General features: G+C 38.3%; 25 protein-coding genes and 1 pseudogene. 25 read left to right on the top strand and 1 reads right to left on the bottom strand.

Annotation, left to right across the window (positions count from 1 at the left end):
• Nucleotides 1–445 (top strand): YopX family protein (locus tag RV04_RS11975; RefSeq protein ID WP_071858701.1); only part of this gene is annotated, 445 nt, incomplete at its 5' end.
• Nucleotides 442–648 (top strand): hypothetical protein, encoded by a 207-nt coding sequence (locus RV04_RS11980; protein ID WP_071858702.1) that lies wholly within the window; start codon nt 442–444, stop codon nt 646–648. The genes RV04_RS11975 and RV04_RS11980, both read left to right, overlap by 4 nt.
• Before the next feature lie 182 nt (nt 649–830).
• Here RV04_RS11980 and RV04_RS11985 read toward each other — a convergent pair whose 3' ends face one another.
• Nucleotides 831–1034, bottom strand: a complete 204-nt coding sequence (locus RV04_RS11985; protein ID WP_071858703.1) for a hypothetical protein — start codon at nt 1032–1034, stop codon at nt 831–833.
• Between the two features lie 152 nt (nt 1035–1186).
• Here RV04_RS11985 and RV04_RS11990 point away from each other — a divergent pair, with 152 nt between their 5' ends.
• The 23 genes and pseudogenes from RV04_RS11990 to RV04_RS12100 form a co-directional block, all read left to right on the top strand.
• Nucleotides 1187–1372 carry a helix-turn-helix transcriptional regulator gene (locus RV04_RS11990; RefSeq protein WP_071858704.1) on the top strand — a complete coding sequence of 62 codons (186 nt, stop codon included), beginning with the start codon at nt 1187–1189 and terminating at the stop codon, nt 1370–1372.
• Nucleotides 1373–1404: 32 nt separating this feature from the next.
• Nucleotides 1405–1617, top strand: coding sequence for a hypothetical protein (locus RV04_RS11995; protein WP_071858705.1), 213 nt, complete (start codon nt 1405–1407; stop codon nt 1615–1617).
• A 181-nt stretch (nt 1618–1798) separates the two neighbouring features.
• Complete coding sequence (locus RV04_RS12000; protein WP_071858706.1) at nt 1799–2215, top strand: ArpU family phage packaging/lysis transcriptional regulator; 417 nt, start codon at nt 1799–1801, stop codon at nt 2213–2215.
• 300 nt (nt 2216–2515) lie between these two features.
• Nucleotides 2516–2725 carry a hypothetical protein gene (locus RV04_RS12005; RefSeq protein ID WP_071858707.1) on the top strand — a complete coding sequence of 70 codons (210 nt, stop codon included), beginning with the start codon at nt 2516–2518 and terminating at the stop codon, nt 2723–2725.
• A gap of 315 nt (nt 2726–3040) precedes the next feature.
• A complete protein-coding gene (locus tag RV04_RS12010) occupies nt 3041–3565 on the top strand; it encodes a terminase small subunit (RefSeq protein WP_071858708.1) in 525 nt (174 codons plus the stop codon).
• 51 nt (nt 3566–3616) lie between these two features.
• Complete coding sequence (locus RV04_RS12015; protein WP_071858709.1) at nt 3617–4147, top strand: NUMOD4 domain-containing protein; 531 nt, start codon at nt 3617–3619, stop codon at nt 4145–4147.
• A 44-nt stretch (nt 4148–4191) separates the two neighbouring features.
• Nucleotides 4192–5486, top strand: a pseudogene (locus tag RV04_RS12020) (PBSX family phage terminase large subunit).
• 68 nt (nt 5487–5554) lie between these two features.
• Nucleotides 5555–7000 carry a phage portal protein gene (locus RV04_RS12025; RefSeq protein ID WP_281246554.1) on the top strand — a complete coding sequence of 482 codons (1446 nt, stop codon included), beginning with the start codon at nt 5555–5557 and terminating at the stop codon, nt 6998–7000.
• Between the two features lie 5 nt (nt 7001–7005).
• The gene (locus RV04_RS12030; protein WP_071858710.1) at nt 7006–8145 is read left to right on the top strand and encodes a phage minor capsid protein; all 1140 of its coding nucleotides are present in this window, start codon (nt 7006–7008) and stop codon (nt 8143–8145) included.
• Between the two features lie 106 nt (nt 8146–8251).
• The gene (locus RV04_RS12035) at nt 8252–8806 is read left to right on the top strand and encodes a phage scaffolding protein (RefSeq protein WP_071858711.1); all 555 of its coding nucleotides are present in this window, start codon (nt 8252–8254) and stop codon (nt 8804–8806) included.
• A 2-nt stretch (nt 8807–8808) separates the two neighbouring features.
• A complete protein-coding gene (locus RV04_RS12040; protein ID WP_071858712.1) occupies nt 8809–9669 on the top strand; it encodes a capsid protein in 861 nt (286 codons plus the stop codon).
• A gap of 17 nt (nt 9670–9686) precedes the next feature.
• Nucleotides 9687–9932, top strand: a complete 246-nt coding sequence (locus RV04_RS12045; protein ID WP_071858713.1) for an Ig-like domain-containing protein — start codon at nt 9687–9689, stop codon at nt 9930–9932.
• 38 nt (nt 9933–9970) lie between these two features.
• On the top strand, nt 9971–10366 hold the full coding sequence (locus RV04_RS12050; protein ID WP_071858714.1) for a hypothetical protein: 396 nt from the start codon (nt 9971–9973) through the stop codon (nt 10364–10366).
• The gene (locus tag RV04_RS12055) at nt 10363–10710 is read left to right on the top strand and encodes a putative minor capsid protein (protein ID WP_071858715.1); all 348 of its coding nucleotides are present in this window, start codon (nt 10363–10365) and stop codon (nt 10708–10710) included. The genes RV04_RS12050 and RV04_RS12055 overlap by 4 nt, the downstream gene beginning before the upstream one ends.
• On the top strand, nt 10710–11054 hold the full coding sequence (locus tag RV04_RS12060; RefSeq protein ID WP_071858716.1) for a minor capsid protein: 345 nt from the start codon (nt 10710–10712) through the stop codon (nt 11052–11054). The genes RV04_RS12055 and RV04_RS12060 overlap by 1 nt, the downstream gene beginning before the upstream one ends.
• Nucleotides 11054–11446 carry a phage tail terminator protein gene (locus RV04_RS12065; RefSeq protein ID WP_071858717.1) on the top strand — a complete coding sequence of 131 codons (393 nt, stop codon included), beginning with the start codon at nt 11054–11056 and terminating at the stop codon, nt 11444–11446. The genes RV04_RS12060 and RV04_RS12065 overlap by 1 nt, the downstream gene beginning before the upstream one ends.
• A gap of 12 nt (nt 11447–11458) precedes the next feature.
• Entirely contained in the window at nt 11459–11947 is a 489-nt protein-coding gene (locus RV04_RS12070; protein WP_071858718.1) for a phage tail tube protein, read from the top strand.
• 20 nt (nt 11948–11967) lie between these two features.
• Nucleotides 11968–12201: an Ig-like domain-containing protein gene (locus RV04_RS12075; RefSeq protein ID WP_084405649.1), complete on the top strand. Its 234-nt coding sequence runs from the start codon at nt 11968–11970 to the stop codon at nt 12199–12201.
• 61 nt (nt 12202–12262) lie between these two features.
• Nucleotides 12263–12706, top strand: a complete 444-nt coding sequence (locus RV04_RS12080) for a hypothetical protein (protein WP_071858720.1) — start codon at nt 12263–12265, stop codon at nt 12704–12706.
• Between the two features lie 5 nt (nt 12707–12711).
• Nucleotides 12712–13332, top strand: coding sequence for a Gp15 family bacteriophage protein (locus tag RV04_RS12085; protein WP_071858721.1), 621 nt, complete (start codon nt 12712–12714; stop codon nt 13330–13332).
• Nucleotides 13333–13357: 25 nt separating this feature from the next.
• Entirely contained in the window at nt 13358–17968 is a 4611-nt protein-coding gene (locus RV04_RS12090) for an aggregation-promoting factor C-terminal-like domain-containing protein (RefSeq protein WP_071858722.1), read from the top strand.
• Entirely contained in the window at nt 17969–18793 is an 825-nt protein-coding gene (locus tag RV04_RS12095) for a phage tail family protein (protein ID WP_071858723.1), read from the top strand. It abuts the gene before it with no gap.
• Nucleotides 18794–18801: 8 nt separating this feature from the next.
• The coding region (locus tag RV04_RS12100; RefSeq protein WP_071858724.1) for a phage tail protein at nt 18802–19742 on the top strand (941 nt) is incomplete at its 3' end.

Consider the following 19742-nt stretch of genomic DNA (forward strand, 5'->3'; position numbering starts at 1 on the left):
GCGAATGATACCGAAGTTTAGAGGGAAATGTCCTGATGGTGGGTGGATTCAAGGGAGCTGCGTAAAGTTCGATGAAAATACCTGCTTCATCATGCCTGAGTTTTGCGGAGCGTCTACACGCTCATATGCACAAATATTTAATCATACAGCCCAGTACGTTGATATTGAGACAATAGGACAATCAACAGGCCTTAAAGACAAGAACGGCGTGGAAATATTTGAGGGGGATGTAGTTGTCGGACAACAACATCTGACTACCGATTCGAGTACGCCTTTTGAAATAAAAGGCTTGGTTAGATATTCAAAAAGAAACACCATGTTTTATTTAGACGAAAAGAGCTTCGGACATCAAAAATTTATGAGTTCATTAGGGAGTTCAATTTATCAATATGAAGCCCTTGGCAACATCTACGAAAATTCAGAGTTATTGGAGGAAATAAAATGATTAAAGTAACCGAAACACTACTAGACCAACCTGAAAGAGTATCTTACGTGTCAGAAACTCAAGCGACGCAGCTGAGACTTAAATATCAGTTCAAAATGCTTCTAGAGGGAATATATATGAACGATGTAGATGGCAGAGACCAAAAATTCCAGTTAGTAAAAAATGGAACGTTGCTTGGATATTTTTCGATGGAACAAGCGTAAGCAACTACGTTAACCACCCGAATCAAAGATTGAAGAAAGGAATGATTCAAAAATGTTAGAAGAAAAAATCAAAAAACTTGTCGAGCAACAAATTATTTTGTTGTCCAACAAGTCAGAGGTAGAGAAATCCAGTGAAGTTTTAGTTGAGTACTCTAATTCTATAGCACGATTAGCATCAATTCTTAAAGATTGATTTGTAAGTAGTGATCACTATCTCTAGAGCCCTTATTTATAATAGATTGTCGCACTTCTTTGTAAACTTCAAAATATTTTTTCGTAAGTTCTTCTGGAGAAAGATCTTTCAAGTTTTGTTGTTGTAAGTAGAGCATAGTAAGTGCTTCGATTCTATTTGATGGAAACGAGTTTAATGTAACGTCTTCGCTCATTGAGGTACCTCCTTATCATTATTTCAGTGGACCACTCACTGATACTTGAATAATACATTGGCAGCCGCATTATTCATTATCAATGATATACGACATATATGGGGAACGCAATACGAATGATACTATATATTGTGATTATGGAGGAATGTAATATGTGGAATAAAGTAAAAGAAAATATGGAAATCATCGGTTTGAATCAGGAACAACTTGCAAAGAAAATGGGAATTCATTCTGGAACAATATCAGATTTAAAAATGGGAAGAATAAAGAAACCAAGTTTTGAGTTAGCTTGCAAATTAGCAGACGCTTTAGAAATAAAAGTTGATGATCTACGCTAACTCACCCTATCAAATAGAAAAGAGGTGGCTGAATGAACAAAAGACAGAGAAAAAAGAGAGTTAAAGCAGAGTTAGGCACTATTAGCGTTAGTTTGGCAGATGTTCAAAATAATCCAATTGATGCGGTACAACGTGCATCAGCTATTATTGCTGCTGCTTATCAATGTGATGAGTCTCTTGAAACAAGAATCGTTATTCAGTTAGAAATTGATCGGTTAAGCAGTTTAGTTAATTTAGCATATTAGTTCCACTAACCGATTCAATTGTATAGAAAAAGGTAGCCGACCACCGGCTACCCAACATTGACCAATATCTAGTTTCCGCTAGATTACTTAGAATTTAACATATTCATAAAAAAAGCACCAAGCTTTCGCTCAGTGCTAAATGTTATCTCATCCATAATATTATAGCATAGGAGCGATCGCCTTGGAACTGTTCGAAGAGATAGATGTAAGAGAAACAAAATTCAAAGCAAAACGAATACTAGCTTCATACCGTCGTTTGAGTAGGATCGCAGGACAGGACGAGATTAATTTGCGATCACCAATTATAAGCGATATGCCGAGAACGCCGAGTTCATATACAAATAAATCAGAAGACGCTACGTGCATCAGAGTGGATGCAGAAAATGAATTGAACGAAATAAACGCAGCGTTAAACCGTATTTCACGAATAAGCAAAGAAATCATCTCGATGACCTTTTGTGAAAATGAAAAACTGACCGCTTTTGCAATCGGATCAGAACTAGGATACTCAGAACGCAGCATTAAAGATCTAAAAGCAGAAGCATTATTAGAGTTCGCTGATGTATATAGAGATGGAAAATTAATCGTGACAAAATAAATTGCCCTTTTTCTGCCCTTTTTGTTCGGAAAAAGGTGTTAGAATTATATTATGAAATAGTATGGATACAGCAGTTTTGCTGTTGAAATAAATCGTGGTCTGCTGCACAGGCCGCAACAAATAAAGAATATATGAAGGAGGTGAACAGCCTCTTCTCGTGATTATTCTTAACGATCTGACGGCACACACAAAATATAGAAGGAAGTGAATAGCTCCTCTTCCTTTAAAGTTCATGTGCTGCCTGATACATATTTTTGGATCACTCATTGAGTGGTCTTTTTATTTTGAGGAGGAATAGAAATGTTTGTATCCCTGATTGATAATGGTTGGTCTAAAACTAATCTATTTTTTGAAAGTCAATTGACAGGTTTAACTAGAAATACAATAAGCGGAAAAAACAAAGAAAATCAAACACGACTAAATGAACTTGCTTACGAGAGAGATATAGAATATTTTAAATTGATGCAAGATGAAGAAGCCTTTGAAAGGTTTATGAGCTTGCGTAACTAAAAGAGAGATCACTCACATGAGTGGTCTTTTTATTTTGCCCTTGGAGGTATAGATAATGAGACAAGTGCTAGATCGGATTAAACGTTTATTTGGCAAGCGTAACGGGCTGGTGACTAGATAATAGAGAACACAAAAATAGACCGCTGTTTCCGCAGCGGCCTAATAAAACAAATTTTAATTACCAATCGTAGAAAAAATATATCATAATAACGCTTACAATACATTAGAAAAGAGAACGAAAACAATTAGAGTTTAATTTTTCTTAGAAGTCTTTTTTTACAAAACAAACACAGATAGCGAGGTGGTGGAATATGGATGGCTAAACTAACAGAAAAACAACGTCGTTTTGCAGATGAATATATTCGATTAGGTAATGCAACGGAAGCAGCGAGGTTGGCGGGTTATAGCGCTAAGACAGCTAATAGAGCTGGAACTGAAAACTTGTCAAAACCTGTCATTAAATCCTATATTGACGGTGTTCTTGAAGAAATGGCATCAAAGCGAATTATGCAAGCTTCTGAGGCAATGGAACTGTTGACTACTATTGCTCGTGGCGAAATGGAAGAGACGATGTACATAGGCACTTCTGATGGTGTGATTACTATCGAAGATAAAAAGCCAGACATAAACCAGCGAACCAACGCTTTGAAAGAGATACTTAAACGTTATCCAATTGATCGTGAAGGTAAAGAACGATTATTACAAGCTCAAGCAGACAAGGCTACAGCAGAAGCCGCACTTGCTAAGAATAAAGCTGATAAATTAACTCAAAGCGGAAAAGTTAATGAGTTGTTACAATCGCTTCTAGACGTTAAGTCTGGAGGTGATGGAAGTGGCTAATATATTGAATGGTTTCCGAAGTATCGGTAAAATATAACTAGAGGTGGTTATATGGAAATTTGGAAAACGTTGATTGATTATCCGAATTATGAAATAAGTAATATGGGAAAAGTAAGAAACTCCAGAGGACGAATTATGAAACAACGTATAACTCGTAGAAATTATAAAGAAATAGGACTCCGAGACGGCACTGCTAAGCAAAAGTTTTTCTTAGTCCATAGATTAGTAGCTAAAAATTTTTTAGAACATGTGGATGGAAAAAGATATGTCAATCACATAGATGGAGATACTCATAATAATCAAGTCTCTAATTTAGAGTGGGTTACTCAATCGGAAAATCAGCTGCACGCCTACAAAACAGGGCTTCAAGAAGTTTCTGATGAACAAATCGAAAGGTTGAAAATGTTTGCGGCAGCAAAACGAAGACCTATAAGAGTAGTAAACGAAAAGATAGGAATGGATCGAGAATTTGAAAGTATAGCAGGAGCTGCTAAACACGTTGATTGCAACGAGAAGACTCTTAGAAATTCGTTAAAAAATAGAAATAAATCAAGATTGGGTTACGAGGTCACGTATTTGTAACTTTTTTGTCCTCTTGCATTTAATAAATAAGGAGGTGGTTACCCTTGTTGAAATTCAGTGAAAAGCAAACGAGCAATATTAATCAAAATGTTAATAACATTACGTTCGAATTGAACGAGGGAACTTAACTCCTAGATCAGGAAAAACCACTGCTGATATCTTTAAAATGGCAGACTTCTATTTACGTTCTCCTGACCAAAACCATATGGTCACAGCTTATAATCAGGAACAAGCCTATCGGATGTTTATGGATGGTGACGGCCTTGGATTGGCACATATATTTGATGGATGCTCTGATATTCGACATGATGAACACGGCGATCATTTACTTTTATATGCGCCAAATGGTGAAAAGAAAATTTACTATAAAGGCGGAGGAAAGGTCAATAGTGTTGGAGCCATTACAGGTATGTCGCTAGGTTCAGTGACATTCCTTGAATTTAACCTACTGCATAAAGATTTTATTAATGAGTGCTTTAGACGGACGTTTGCTGCAGAGTGGCGCTATCACTTAGGTGAACAAAATCCGCCGGCTCCCAACCATCCCAATCTAGAACTATTAGAACGTTTCGAGAAATCGGGACGTTTTTTATTTAGACATTGGACGCCGGATGACAACCCGATTTTATCCGACGATCGTAAGAGAGAGCTAAAAGAAGAACTATCTAATTCAGATTATTTGTTTAAACGTGACTGGTTAGGCGAGCGTGTCATGCCAGAAGGAATTATCTATTCAATGTTTGACCAAGATACACATATGGTTAAAACAGTCGAAGGACGAGTAATAGAAACATTCTTCACTGCTGATGGTGGTCAAGGGGATGCTACTACATGTGCATTTTGGTGTGTGGCGTATAACAAAGGAAAGTATGGTCTTTACCGCTTAGCTAATTATTATCACTCTGGGACTGAAACAGGTACGACAAAGGCCATGTCAGTGTACGCTAGCGAAATCAAAATATTTGTTGAATGGTGTTTTGATAAATGGAGAAACTATCCAAGGCCGCAATACTACTTTGTCGATCCTGCATGTAAGTCTTTACGGGAAGAATTGCATTTAGTTGGTATTATGACTGACAAAGCGGATAACAACAGTCGAGACAAAGTAAACAGTAACGGAATGAAAATTGAAGTTGGGATTGAACGAGTGCAAAACGTTCTATCTAAGCAATCTCTTTTTTTATTGGACCACGGGGATAAATACGATCATTACAACTTAATAAAAGAAATCGGCATGTACGTCAGAAACGATAACGGATTGCCAATTGATAAATACAACCATGCGCTAGATGAATTGCGCTATGGGGTGAATTACTTTACTAGAACGTATCTAGTGTAGGGGGTGACGCTGTGAGTGTTTTCGATACAATCATGAACTTATTTAGGAAAGGAGGGGCTAAGGTAGGTATGGTACAAAGTTTAACTAGAATTATAGATCATCCAAAAATTACGATGAATGAAGATGAGTATGAACGCATTAGAATAGATAGACGTTACTTTTCAGGAGAGTTACCAAAAGTAAAATATAGGAATTCGGACGGCCACACTCAAGAACGTGAGTACGTCTCGCTAAACATGCTACAAGTCAGTGCTAAACGAATGGCGAGTATTGTTTTTAATGAACAGTGCAAAATCAATGTAAATGATGAAAAAACAGCTGAATTCGTAAGAACAACGTTAGCGAATAACGACTTTATGAAGAACTTTGAGAGCTATCTGGAATCAATGTTCGCAATGGGCGGCTTGGCTATACGACCTTACTACGATGATATCAGCAAACAAATTAAGCTATCGTGGGCACAAGCGCCGACTATTTACCCGCTACAATCAAATAGCAATAATATCAGCAACTTTGCTATTGCGAGTAAATCAAGGCGCACAGAAGGCGATAAAACAGCCTACTACACGTTGCTAGAATTCCACGAATGGAATGAAAAAGAATATGTAGTAACAAATGAACTGTATCGTAGTGAAGAAATAAATACAGTTGGCGTGAAAGTCCCTCTTGAAACGCTTTATGCTAATATGGCCGATTCAGCAACTTTCTATCAACAAGAATTTAGCCGCCCACAAGTCGTTTACTTGAAGCCAGCAGGATTTAATAATAAAGATATTACCTCTCCTCTTGGCCTAGGGCTTGGTTCTAATGCTCGTTCAACGCTCAAACAGATAAACGACGCTAACGATCAATTTTATTGGGAAATAAAAATGGGACAAAGGCGTGTAGCGGTGTCGAATTCTCTCACGAAAACAATGCCTGATCCAGAGACTGGGATAGCAACACCATTTTTCGACAGTGATCAAAACGTATTTTTAAAGTTCACTGATAATTTCGGAGATGGCTTAGGAGTACAAGACTTAACGACGTCAATTCGGGCTGATGACTATATTAAATCAATCAATAATCTTATAAAAAAATATGAGATGCAAACAGGATTTTCCGCTGGAACATTTAGCTTTAGTGAAGCCCAAGGAATTAAAACAGCGACAGAAATCGTATCAGAAAACAGCATGACATATCAAACACGCAACAGCCAAACAGCACAAATCGAACGAGCTATTCAAGAGTTAGTAATTTCAATTTGTGAGTTAGCGAAATTGAATGGTATTTTTAATGGATTTATACCCGACATCGAAGATATTGCTGTGGACTTTGATGACGGTATTTTTACAGATAAGAGTGGTTTGCTTACGTATTGGGCTACTCGTATTGCTGCTGGCTTAGGTACTAAGGTTCAAGCGTTGATGGCATTAGATGGTTTAACAGAAGAAGAAGCTAAAAAACTTGCTGAAGAAATCAATAGTGAAGTAATAACTGGAACAACTTCAGAACCAATGGACCCTTTGGAGTGATATAGATGGCTGATTTAAAGACCAATCCACACCAATTAACAATAACTAGTTCACAAATCCAAGATATTTACATGAGTTTGGAGCAGGAAATCTTTAAATTGATTGCTAACCGGTTGGATACGAAAGGAATAACTTCTGACAACGTATTGACTTGGCAAATTAAAATGCTGAATGAGCTTCATTTAGTTAACGAGGCTACTATTAAGTTGCTTGCCGAGGCTACTGGATTAGCAAAGGAGGCAATTAATAAACTATTTATTGATCAAGGTCTGAAAGTTTATGATGAATCAATAGCAGATATTAGCAAAGGAAATGCTAATCCGGTTATAAAGCCTGATATTGATCAAGTCCTCAGCGGTTATGCGAAACAAACATTTTTAGATATAAAAAATACAGTGAACCAAACGCTTGTTTCCGCTAACTATGGAGAAAAATCGATAACTACTGATATGTATCAGCAAATCATCAAAGAAACAACAGGTTCAGTTATAGCGGGTACTAAAACGCCAGAACGAGCGCTAGCAGACACTATTTACAAATGGCGTGATAAAGGTATTAAGCCAGTGCTTGTCGATAAAGGTGGTAATGAATGGGGACTAGAAGGATATGTTCGAACGGTAGTAAGCACGACATCCAATCGAGCCTTTCAATCTGTACGTGATACTGCAGCTCATGACAACGGCATACGTACATTTGTAATGAGTAGCCATCCGGCAAGCCGTGAGGCGTGTGCTCCAATACAAGGCAAACTTGTTACCGATCGAAGAAAAAGCTTTACCGATAAAGAAACTGGCGAATATTTTGAAAGTCTGTATAACCATGGATATGGAACACCAGGTGGAACGTTTGGTATAAATTGCACTCATATCAAATGGCCGTATATTCCAGGAGTAAATACAAATAACCAACCGCAATATGATCGTCAAGAATCCGTTTCTAACGGCAAGATACAACAAAAACAACGAGCGTTGGAGCGTCGTGTGCGTGAAGAAAAACGAAAATTGGAACTCGCCAAAGAATTGGATGACGAACAGGGAATCCTTAAATATAGGCTATCTGTTAGAAAATACCAGTCAGCTGTAAAAAAAATAGTGAATGACAATAACTTTCTCGGTCGTGATTACGCTCGGGAAAAAATCTATTGAAGTCTAACGATTGTTGTTAGGCTTTTTTTCGTCCTAAGTATGACGTTAAACTACTCAACTCATTCGTGGTCGTTGCCACGTAAAATAATCGAAGGAGAGAATCAGCATGAAAAGAGAAGATTTGAAAGCTTTAGGACTCGATGATGAAAAAATTGGCTCGATCATGGCACTTCATGGTCAAACAGTTAACGAATTAAACGGCAAACTTACTGGTGCGCAACAAGAAGTTGAGCAGTTTAAAACACAACTGGCAAACAACCAAACAGAATTAGATTCATTAAAAGAGTCAGCTCAAGGGAATGAAGATTTAACTAAGCAACTAACTGAGTTACAAGCGGCTTTTGATACGTCGAAAGCTGAGAGTGCCACAAAAATTGCTGAACTGCAAAAGCAATCAGCAATTGATTTAGCTATTACGCAATCAGGTGCACGAAATGTCAAAGCTGTTAAAGCTTTGCTTGATTCGAGTTCTTTAGAACTTACGGATAACGGCGAAGTGAAAGGGTTGGATAAAGCGCTTGAAACCGTCCGATCAGAAAATGATTACTTGTTTCAAGGAGCGCCAAAACCGCCTCAGTTCGTTAATCCAAACAATCCTAACCCGAATGGTCAGGAGGATAAATCTATTTTAGAAAAAATTCAGGAAAGATTAGGTGAATAAATATGGCTTTAGTATTAGATAGTAAAGATCTAGCAACAATTGATAAAGAGTTTCGCGCGGATTCTCAGGTATGGGATGTCTTAACTCAAGGAGCAAAAAGTATTACTGCTGCTGATTTTGTGGGAGCAAATGAAGTACGTATCAACAAAATGTCTGGGTTTATGGAAGCGACTGAGTATATTCGTAATGGTGAAAATGCTCGTAACAAGATTAGCATTGCTAAGGAAACAATCAAATTAACACATGAAGACTGGTTTGGGTATGATGTTGACCAGTTAGATCAATCGGAAAGTGCGGCATTGACAATCAATAATGTTGTGACAGAACACAAACGCTTGATCACGGTACCACATCGGGACAAAGTCGCTGTCCAAGTAATGTTTGACAATGCTGGTAATAAAGTTAATGAAACATTAACAGAAGACAATATCTTAGCTGCATACGATGCTGCTGAAGAGTATATGACTGATAATGAAGTGCCTGGCGGTTATGTGATGTTTGTTTCTGCAGCAACATATCGCTTGCTGAAAAATGCAAAAGGCGTAAGCAAAACATTCTCTACTAACCAAATGCAAGTCAACGGAATCAATCGTACAGTTGCTCAAATTGATGGTGGAGTACCTATCCTAAAAGTTGCCAAAAACCGCATTAACGGAATTGGTATCAAAGATACAATCAACTTCATTATTACTCCGTTAACTGCAATTGCTCCAATTGTTAAATTTGGTACTGTTGACACAGTTCCAGCTTCACAAGACCGAAACGGATACCGTGACACTATCAAAGGTTTGGACTACTACGATGCAATTGTATTTGATAATGCTAAGAAAGCAATTTACGTTTCATACGTCCCAAAAGCGTAGACCCATCCGGCGTAACTTTGAATAAAACAACAGCTACGCTAGCGGTGGGAGTAACAGAAACATTATCTGCTACTGTAGCGCCAGCGAATGTTACTGATAAATCGGTTCAATTTACTTCAAGTGATGAAACGATCGCAACGGTAACGCCAGTTCTAGGAAAAGTTACTGGTGTCAAAGCTGGCACTGCCACAATTACGGCAACGACTACAAATGGAAAAACAGCTACTTGTAAAATCACAGTAACTGCACCAAGCGAAGGATAGTTTAGTAGCTATCCTTTTTTAATTGAAAGGAGGCAACTATGAGCTATCTTACACATGAAGAATATCTAGAATTAGGCTTCAATAAAGTATCAGTTACCGAGTTTGACGATCTAGAAAAGTGTGCCGCTCGTCAACTCAACAGAGTGACCGGCGATTTCTATATGAAACATTCATTGGCTGAAGATAAAGTTCAGTACAGAGTAGATAAATTTAAGATTGCGATGGCTACTCAAATTGAATATTTAAAATCAGTAGGCGTTACATCTCTATCAGATTTGTTAAATGCTTCGACTCCAAGCGTCAGTGTTGGCCGTATGCGAATTGAATCAGGAAGTGCGAATGCGGCAACTGTTGGAAGAACAATGGTTGCTACAGAAGCTTATAACGAACTGGTGTATACAGGGCTTCTTTACAAAGGAGTTGATTATAGATGATTCCATTAATACCAAAGGAGTACTGCAATCAATCTATTGAGCTGCGTCTAATACAAGGAAAAGACAAATGGCAAAAGCCTATTTTTTCCGAACCAATCACGATTAATCACATGATTTTTCAATCTCAAACAGTTTACAGCGGAAGTAACAACAATCGGCAAGTGGTAGCGAACGCTATCGCTTTTTTATTTGGCGGTGTTTCTGATCCAATGCCAATGATCAATAAGAACCATGTTGGATCAGAGATTGAATTTGAGGGTGAAATATACACGATTACAACGATTGTAGATAATCGCAATCCTTACAGCAATGAAGTCTATTCGTATGAGTTGGAGGTGTTGTAATGCTTGTAATTAATATTAACAAGTCTGTTTTTGATAAAAAGACTTCGGTTTCAAATATCAAACGAGCTAAGTTTGCATTAACAAATCAAGCTTTAGCAGATATGGACCAATACGTTCCGATGCGCCCTGGAACCGGACACTTACGAATGAGCGGTACTTCAAATGGCGATCGTATTGCTTATCGAATGCCATATGCTGGCCCTCAATTTCGTGGTGTAAGTTCGAAAGGAAATGAGTTTAAGAACTACACTACTCCTGGTACAAGCCGACGATGGGACTTGCGAGCAAAAGCGAATCACATGGACGCTTGGCGCAAGGCATTTATCGATGGGGGGAACTTGTAATGGATTTGTGGGAAAGATTATCCGATTCAATAGATTCTATTCAAGGTCTCCCAATGCCGTGCTCAATGGGTTTCTTAAACGGCGAAGACACGCTTTGCGTCTATTCAATGCCGGGAAGTCGGACAGTCGAGGAATACTTTGACGGTACGAAAGAACGAGAAATGTTGTATGAAGTCGGATTTAACACGACAGACCAAGAAAAAGCCAATCAAACTCTTTGGCTCATATCAAATCATTTGGACGAACTCTCAACTTTGGAATCAGAAGATGGGAGCTTCGTCTTTTTAGGTATCGAAATAAGTGAGACTCCTTTTGTTAGCGAACAGGACGTGCAAGGGAACTCAACTTATTTGCTAGGTATCAAAATCACCATTCATCAATTCAAAAATTAGGAGGAAACACATATGAAAATGAATTTACAAACCTTTGCTGAAACAAAAAAAGAGTCTTTGTTGAACTTCAAAAATAAATTAGAAATCGATACTTCAGGAAGTACAGATTTAGATCAAATCGCATCAGCTGAATTCGCACCATTAGCAGCAGGGATTACAACTATTACTCCGGCTGCAGCGGACACTACAGATGCATCCCCTTACTACGATGGAGAAGGATTCACGGATACGACAGTAACCGGTAAAAATATCACGTTCCAAGTTGCGGGACACCGTGTATTTGGAGATCCAGCTCAAGATTATGTAGCGTCTAAATTCTTGTTAATCGGAGATGAATTACGCACGTTAGCACAATGGACTGATGCTAAAGGGAATAAAGTTCAAGCGGTCGTTACATTGACTTCTATCGTGCCTTTTGGCGGTGCAGCCAATGCTAAACAAACCTTCAGCTTCACAATGGCATTCGATGGCAAGCCTAAATCGGTAGCGGCGGGGGAGTAATTAGCCCTGCTGGAGTTACGTTGAATAAAACGACGACTTCACTTGTGGTTGGGGCGAATGAGACATTAACAGCAACAGTAGCGCCGACAAATGCTACTGATAAGACAGTGACTTACAAATCAAGTGATGCAACTATTGCAGGAGTTGATTCAAAAGGGAAAGTAACTGGTGTGAAAGCTGGAACAGCTGATATTACTGTAACGACTGCAAATGGCAAGACTGCTAAATGCGCAGTAACCGTTAAAGCTGCATAAAAAAAGATTGAGAATGTATAACTAGAGGCTATGAAGCCTCTGGTTATTAGGAGGAAAACGAATGGCTATTAACAATGTTATCAATTTAGATGAAAAGTTATCACTAACTAAACGATTACGAATTGCTGGTCAAGACTACGATGTCGTTGTTTCAGATGAGGTAGATCTAGCTATAAATAACTATACAAATATTGAATTATCTCTCCAAGTAAGAGATATAGAAGCGGAATTAGAAAAAATGCCAGAAACAACTACTGCCGATCAATTCAAAAATTTTGTTCAAAGCGAAACGGATACAATGCGAGATAGCGCTTTGGCGACCTTAGACATTATTTTAGGCAAAGGTGAAGGTCAACGAGTTTATGAAGCTTATGGCTCAAGCACAAAAGTTCTGAACACAGTTATTGGATTGATCCAAGCTGAGTTAAACAAGGTAATGGTCGAGCGAAAGAAAACAGCAGATAAACATTACAGTAACCGCCACAAAAATAATAAAAAGAAGTGATCTGATTGTTTGATTTAATTGATGATTTAGAGACGAGCATTTTAATTGATGATATTGAAATACCAATTGATCTTTCTTTTGATACAGTTCTTAAATTCTATGAGTTGTTAGAAGATAAGAATCTAAAATCTTTTGAAAAGATATACAAAGCTTTCGACCTCTTTTATTTCGGTGACGACAATTTTGCTAAGCGATTTACCTTTGATCAAAAAAGTGAATTCGTGGAAGGCATCAGCAACTACATTCAAAAAAATGCTTATGGCAACTCTGAAAGTGATGAATCATTCGAAACTGACGGACAACCAGAAAAACTATATTCGTACTCACAAGATGCTAGTGCAATCTATGCGTCTTTTTTTGCGGATTATGGAATCGATTTGCTGACTCAAAGAGGAAAGATGCACTACTTAACGTTCAAAGCGTTACTGGCGGGATTGAGTGAGAAAACACACTTTCAACGCATCTTATCTATTCGCTCAAGAAGTGTTGCTGGCTTAGAAGAGGAAGCATTAACGGCTTTGTTAGAACTACAAGAATACTATGCGCTTGATTCTGAAAAGACTGTAAGTAATTTAGATAATCAGCTTGGCAGCATGTTCGACATGTTAGCTGCACAAGCAGAATGAAACAATTAAGAAAGGAGGGAAATGAATGGCAGCAGATGCAACAATAAATATTGATGTAATGCTCTCTAACCTTCCGAATTTCAAAAACGACGTCTCTTTCGTTGATGACGTTCTGACGAAGCTAGGAATGAACACTGGATCAAAGATGGATGATTCATTCAAAAATGAAACGACAAAGATAGAAACAATTGCTAAGTCTACAAAAAAAGATGTAGACAATACTTTTGATAATCCAGTTAAGTTCACTATCAAAGCGGATAACTCAGAAGCTGAAAAAGATGTCAAAGAAACAAAAGCTTTTTTGAAAGATATTCCGAAAAGCAAGATCACTGAACTCAAAGCAGATAACGATGGCGCTAGCTTAAAGATCAAAGCTACTAAAGAAGGTATCAGTGAGATACCTAATAAAAAAGAAACCATTTTAGATGCCGATGCCACTAAAGCAAAGACTGAAACGAAAGAACTAGGCGACACCGCTCAAAAGACTGAATCAAAGTTCATTAGCTTAAGAGATAAGCTTTCTATTGGTGCGATTGCCGGAGTTGCTTCAAGTGCAGTTCAAGTAATCACAGGTAGCTTTAGTGATCTTATTGGCGAATCTATAGAGGCTTCTGACTCAATAGATAAATTCAAATCGACAATGAAATTAGGTGGATTTGGAGAAAAGGAAATCGGTGAAGCGGCTAAAATCGTTCAAAAGTATGCGGACGATACTGTATATGACCTTTCTACGGTTTCTAACACAACTGCTCAATTAGCAGCTAATGGTATTAAAAATTATACCGAATTAACTCAAGCAGCTGGTAACTTAAATGCTCAAGCTGGCGGTAATGCAGAGACTTTTAAATCAGTAGCTATGATGTTAACGCAAACAGCAGGCGCAGGGAAGTTGACCACTGAAAACTGGAACCAACTTGCTGATGCTATTCCTGGAGCTTCTGGAGTATTGCAAGAGGCTATGAAGAAGAATGGCGCATTTACTGGTAATTTCCGTGATGCAATGGAAGACGGGCAAATCTCTGCTGATGAATTCAATCAGGCAATTACTAAACTAGGAATGAACGATGGCGCAATCGAAGCTGCTAAATCAACATCAACTTTTGAGGGTGCAATTGGTAACTTGCAAGCGAATGTCGTCGGTGGAATCAACGACATCATCAAGCATCTAGGGAAAGATAAACTGACAGGGATAGTCAATGGCGCTTCTGATTCCGTTGTCGGATTATTTAAACATGTTTCTGATGTATTTAATTACATTGATCGAAATAAAACTATCATTAGTAACATTACAGGTAATGTAAAAGATCTAACTGGAGTATTGCTATCGGGTGTTTGGGAGCAAGGAAAAACTATGCTCTTAGGCGTAGCGAATATGTTCGGGTTGATTGATGATAATACTAAAAAGATAAAAGATCCTTTAAAACAAGTGGACAAAATTATTGAAAATCTGACTGACAACAAAGATAAAGTTGAACTCTTAGGAAAAGCAATTGTAACTATGTTTGCAGTTAAAAAAGGTTTTGAATTCATTGAAATGATGCAGAAAGCGAAAACTTCACTACTTGAATTTACCGCTGTAGAGAAAGCCACTAGCTTTTTAAGTGGGGGAGTTGCTAATACTGCTAAAGCAGGAGTAACACAAACAGTTACTCAAACTGCCGCTACAGTAGCGCCTGCCGCTGTTGGTGGAGCAGGCGTTGCAGCGAAACTAGGCTCTTTAGTTACAGGTCTTGCTAAACTGACGCCAGTTATTAGCGTACTTGCTAGTTTGCCGGAGCTTTTTAAAGAAGGATCTGCTGGTGAAAAAGCTGGAGGATTTCTTGGTGGCATCGGTGGTGGGCTTGGTGGTGCTAAGCTAGGCGCAACGATTGGAACGATGATAGCTCCTGGAATTGGAACAGCAATAGGCACAGTGCTAGGTGGCGCGGCGGGCCAGTTCGCCGGCTCGAAATTCGGTAGTGGGTTTGTTGGTAGTTTGCAAGAATCTCTAAACGGGAAACCATTGAAACCTAAAGTCAAAAAAACTAAGGCTAAACTCGAAATTGAAATTGATGAGAAAAAAATCAACAAAAAGATTTCTCCTGAGATTAAAAAGCTTAATAAAGAACTTCTTATTGAGATGGGGATCGATCCTAAAAGTACCCAGAAAGCGAAAAAAGAATCCGATAAACTTTTTGAAGAGATGGGTAAAGATATCGATGGTTATTATGATAAAAAACAAAAAAAGTCAAAAAAGGACTTAGATTTACTTGTTAAACAAGGTGTTATGACGCGTGAAGAAGCCGATAAAATCTTAGAAAACGAACAAAAAAATAATGATGCTGCTAAGAAAAGTAAAAAAGATGCTCTCGTAAAAATGCAAACCACCGTCAATGAATACTATAAAAACGCCGAAGAAATCCAGAACGATGCTAGCAAAAGTGAAAAGCAAAAAAATAAAGAACTTAATAAATTACGGAAACAGTTCGTCAAGGATTATGTTGCTGATCAATTTGCTATGAATGGGAAAGCTGTCGAAGCAATCGAAACCGGAGCCAAAGAGCAGGAGGACTTGCTTAAACAACTTCGTAATAAAAAAGGTAAATTAAGCGCTAAAGATTTGGAAGCAAGTCAAGAAGAGGCAGGTAAGCTCTATAATGCCTCTGTTAAACCAGCTAAAAAAGCACGTGACGATATCATTAGTGCTGCTGATAAAAAGTATACAGAAACTGTAAAAGCAGCTAAGCGTCAACGTGACGAAACGGGAACTCTTTCTCAAGAACAGTACGAAAAAGTTGTCAAAGAAGCTAGAAAGCAACGCGACGATACTCATACTGCTGCAAAAAATCAATACAAAGAAGTAACTGCTAAAGCAAAAGAACAGCACGATAAAGTCAGCGACGAGATTACAAAGCAAAAAACAGCTGTAGTTAAATTAGCGAATGATCAGGCACGAGAACATATTGGAGCATCCCAAAATGAAACTGGTACAGTACAGGGATCTTGGGAGGGTTTGAAGACAAATCTATCAAGCATATTAGAGGCAATCGCTCATGGAATTGGTAACTTAATTGGAGGATTAAATAAAGATTGGGGTAAAGATTTACGAAGCTGGAAGTTCGGGGCCCATGCAAAAGGGACTAGCGGATTACCGGAAGATGAAATTGCGCTAGTTGGTGAAGAAGGATTTGAATTAGCTCACCATCCCACTAAAGGTATTTTTGCAGTTGGTTCTCAAGGCCCTGAAATCCGACCTTTACAAGCCGGAACATCGATTCTCCCACACGAAGCCTCTAAACAGTTCTTATCTATGACTAGAGGATTGCCGGCCCATGCAAATGGTGTTTGGGGAACAATCAACAATATAGCTGACTGGATCAAAGAAAAGGCAGAAAGTGCTGAAGAATTCGTCTTTGATGGAGCCGACAAACTTTACAACACTGTCACGGATAAGCTTGGTATATCCAAGTTTTTGGACTCATTAGGAGACTCAGCAGAATTCAAGGTTGCTAAAGGTGGCTTGAGTACGGTTAAGGACAACGTAATCAAATATGCTCAATCGTTATTCGATCAATATCAAGAAGAATTCGGCGCATCAGGTAGTTTTGACGGTGCAATGAATGCAAATGGCGTGTATGATTACTTAGTTAAGGTAGCTCAAAAAGTTATCGGGAAATTCGGCAATGGATTTTATGTATCATCAGGATATCGAGCAGGAGACCAATACCATCATGGACAACATCAAGCTATTGATATCGCAATTCCAGGAGCTATATTGAATCCACTTTACACCAAGGCGGCGAACTATGCGTTTGAAAAATTTCCTAAAGAAGTTGGCTATGTAATCACTAACGGAATGGTTCGGGACCGCATGGGATACACGCACGGAGGCACTTCTGGTAAATGGGTTCCTTGGGGATCAACTGATCATGACAACCATGTCCATATTTCTGGACGGATGGGGTCAGGTGATATATATCATGGCAATTCGAATTCTGGAGGAACAAACGTAAAACCAACCGGTGGTCATCAAAATTGGATGAAACAGGCCGGATTCAGTCCGTCTGAATATGCGGCAATTGATTATATTGTTAATCGTGAATCGAGTTGGAACCCTTCTGCTACCAACGCTTCAAGTGGGGCCTATGGATTACCTCAATCACTACCTGGTAGCAAAATGGCTACTGCTGGTTCAGATTGGCGTACAAATCCAATCACACAGTTGAAATGGATGCGTAATTACGTGAATGAACGGTACGGTGGTGCTAACGGAGCTTTAAGTTTCTGGAAAGCTCATAACTGGTACGCTAATGGCGGTGAGATTGATAAACCAACCCTAGCATGGATTGGTGAAGATCCTAGCTATGCGAAGGAATTCATTATTAATCCAGCAAAAGATACAGCGGACGCTTTAATCGAGAAAGCTACTTTAGCTAGAGAACAATATAGACCGGCATCCGCAGCTCCAACTTCAAGCGGATCTAGCTCATCTAATCGATATGTTACTAAAAGCGATCTAACTGATTTGGTTGATAAAATCAATAATCGGCCAGTCAAAGTCGATAGTTATCTAGATGGAAAACAAGTTGGTCATTCAGTTGATCAAACGAATGCGGGAACTTTAAAACGTAAGCTATATACGGCAAGGAGGGCTTAGATGGTAAAAACAGATGTCTTATTAAGATTTAGTGATTGTGATTACTGTTTGACGAATGATCATGATATTAAAGTTGCTTCAATTGTCATTGGAATGCCCGTCCCAAAAAATGAATTTACATCATTTCAAGGATCCGTCGGCCAAAGATTAGTTAATCATTCATTTGATTCATTTCCAATCACGCTTGATTTTGATTTAAAGGTCAGCACTTTAGACGACCTCGTTTTAAGAGAAACTGAGTTGAGAGAATTGTTTTCTCGAGAAGCTGAATACTATTTCATCTATTCGAAAGAGCCGGGAAAACGTTATCCGGTGTCTTTAGACAGTATATCGGTTACAAAAAAAGCGTTTTTCATGTCTCATTTCACTGTATCTTTTAATGTGTTTAAAGGGTACGCTGAATCGATTACCTCAACGCTATCTGATTTCAGTCTGAATAATGAATGGCAATTCAGTCAGGGACTTGTGGATGGAGATTACAAATATACTCATGAAACTAGTCGTTTTACTATCTTTAACGCTGGGAGTTTTCCTGTAGATCCTAGAGAAGTGTATTTAAAAATCACTTTACAAGGTGAGTCGTTAGGCAATGCTACGATTTTCAATCGAACAACTGGTGATCGATTTATTTACTATCCTGAATTTTCAACAAACTTAGGACAAACAATCACTTTAGATCGTGTCTATCCGAAGCTGAACGGTGTGAATCATGGCATTGATACGAATCATGGTTTGATAACTCTTGCTGAAGGTCTGAATGACATCGAAATACAAAATGTAGCTAATGTAGAAACCTCATGGGATTTCTACTACTTGTACAAGTAGGTGAGTTTATGGCCGATATATTAATCAGAAATATAAAAGAAGATAAAGAAGAAATCCTTGTCGATTACGATAAGGATTCTTTTGTTGAGAATTGGCAGGAGAACGAGACGTGGGAAGTCAGTTTCACTGTATGCAAGTCTGATTTAAATAGCATGACGTTCGATTTAATCGATTACGAAAACTTTGTTCTTTGGAACAGTCAGCGTTTCGTGATTAAACAAATGGCAAGCTACGCTTCAGGAGAACAGGTTTATAAAGATGTGACAGCAACACATGTTTACTACACCATCCAGGACTGTTGGCAATATAACGTTTTAACAGGAACAAAAACTATTAAACAATTGCTGACTCATATTTTTAGCAGTGGAAACAATGGTTTTTCATGGGGAGTCATCGATGCAGATAATACTTTTTTATCTGTGGAACAAGAAAATTTTGGTAACGGGAACTATCTAGATCTTATAAATGAGGTGCTAGACGATTACGGTGCAATCGTTATTCCAGACAACAAATATTTGCGGTTCTACCCTAAAGATTCCTATGGAAAAATTACCGAGCAGCAAATCAGATACAAATACAATACTGATGATGTGAAGTTTGATATCGATACATTCGCATTGAAAACTCAAATTCGGGGATCTGGTAAAAAAGATGACAACGATAAGTATATGTTTGACCCGATAACTTACACCTCTCCTGAATCATCGAGGTGGGGAATAAGAATACAAGATCCTGTCGAAGACGAAAGATATACGATTGCATCAAATATGACTGCTCGATTGAAGCAAGATCTACACGACTATCCTGACATTTCAGGATCCGTAACGATGAAGTGGTCCACTACAGTTAATAAAGGTGACAAGGTCCCGTTCATCTACGAACCTTTAAATATCAATACAACTATTCAAATTGTTGGTATCACAACATATCCAGCATTACCAAATAAACC

The sequence above is a fragment of the Enterococcus hermanniensis genome (assembly GCF_001885945.1).
In the GTDB taxonomy this organism is placed as follows: domain Bacteria; phylum Bacillota; class Bacilli; order Lactobacillales; family Enterococcaceae; genus Enterococcus_A; species Enterococcus_A hermanniensis.

Coding starts and splice junctions, on each gene's coding strand:
- RV04_RS12090 (WP_071858722.1), top strand. CDS start 13,358: ATGGCAGCAGATGCAACAATAAATATTGATGTAATGCTCTCTAACCTT.
- RV04_RS11995 (WP_071858705.1), top strand. CDS start 1,405: ATGAACAAAAGACAGAGAAAAAAGAGAGTTAAAGCAGAGTTAGGCACT.
- RV04_RS12015 (WP_071858709.1), top strand. CDS start 3,617: ATGGAAATTTGGAAAACGTTGATTGATTATCCGAATTATGAAATAAGT.
- RV04_RS12055 (WP_071858715.1), top strand. CDS start 10,363: ATGATTCCATTAATACCAAAGGAGTACTGCAATCAATCTATTGAGCTG.
- RV04_RS11990 (WP_071858704.1), top strand. CDS start 1,187: ATGTGGAATAAAGTAAAAGAAAATATGGAAATCATCGGTTTGAATCAG.
- RV04_RS12095 (WP_071858723.1), top strand. CDS start 17,969: ATGGTAAAAACAGATGTCTTATTAAGATTTAGTGATTGTGATTACTGT.
- RV04_RS12060 (WP_071858716.1), top strand. CDS start 10,710: ATGCTTGTAATTAATATTAACAAGTCTGTTTTTGATAAAAAGACTTCG.
- RV04_RS12065 (WP_071858717.1), top strand. CDS start 11,054: ATGGATTTGTGGGAAAGATTATCCGATTCAATAGATTCTATTCAAGGT.
- RV04_RS11980 (WP_071858702.1), top strand. CDS start 442: ATGATTAAAGTAACCGAAACACTACTAGACCAACCTGAAAGAGTATCT.
- RV04_RS12050 (WP_071858714.1), top strand. CDS start 9,971: ATGAGCTATCTTACACATGAAGAATATCTAGAATTAGGCTTCAATAAA.
- RV04_RS12005 (WP_071858707.1), top strand. CDS start 2,516: ATGTTTGTATCCCTGATTGATAATGGTTGGTCTAAAACTAATCTATTT.
- RV04_RS11985 (WP_071858703.1), bottom strand. CDS start 1,034: ATGAGCGAAGACGTTACATTAAACTCGTTTCCATCAAATAGAATCGAA.
- RV04_RS12040 (WP_071858712.1), top strand. CDS start 8,809: ATGGCTTTAGTATTAGATAGTAAAGATCTAGCAACAATTGATAAAGAG.
- RV04_RS12035 (WP_071858711.1), top strand. CDS start 8,252: ATGAAAAGAGAAGATTTGAAAGCTTTAGGACTCGATGATGAAAAAATT.
- RV04_RS12025 (WP_281246554.1), top strand. CDS start 5,555: ATGGTACAAAGTTTAACTAGAATTATAGATCATCCAAAAATTACGATG.
- RV04_RS12080 (WP_071858720.1), top strand. CDS start 12,263: ATGGCTATTAACAATGTTATCAATTTAGATGAAAAGTTATCACTAACT.
- RV04_RS12030 (WP_071858710.1), top strand. CDS start 7,006: ATGGCTGATTTAAAGACCAATCCACACCAATTAACAATAACTAGTTCA.
- RV04_RS12070 (WP_071858718.1), top strand. CDS start 11,459: ATGAAAATGAATTTACAAACCTTTGCTGAAACAAAAAAAGAGTCTTTG.
- RV04_RS12010 (WP_071858708.1), top strand. CDS start 3,041: ATGGCTAAACTAACAGAAAAACAACGTCGTTTTGCAGATGAATATATT.